Source organism: Alcanivorax sp. HI0083 (assembly GCF_001635175.1).
This window is the reverse complement of sequence record NZ_LWFX01001795.1, coordinates 1-329: the sequence shown is the minus strand read 5'-3', so window position 1 is coordinate 329 and position 329 is coordinate 1. Positions and strand designations below refer to the sequence as shown.

Below are 329 nucleotides of genomic sequence, written 5' to 3'. Positions count from 1 at the left end.
GGGCCGCTCACCCTGACCCTGTCCGTAGCCTTTATTGGCTGGCTTTACTTTCCTCTACGCCAGTATCTGTGGAGAAGAATGTTTCTCCGCCAGCGCCAGGAGCTGGATGAATGGCTGGCCCAGGCGCTGCCCGCCATGCTCGCCCAACAGGAAACCCAAACCGAATCCGGCATGGAGCAAGCACTGAGAGCGGTATTCCAACCCCTTTCCATAGAAGCGCTTGCTACAGTCAATGCACACATCAGCATCCCTGACAAAGGGCAAACCCTGATCGTTCCAGCTCCCCTGGAGCAACGCACCTGGAAGCTGCAGCACGCCCAACAGGGTGG

General features: G+C 58.4%; 1 pseudogene. It reads left to right on the top strand.

What is annotated here, in order from left to right:
* Positions 1-329 (top strand): annotated as a pseudogene (locus tag A3754_RS28375) (sensor histidine kinase); the annotation flags it as partial.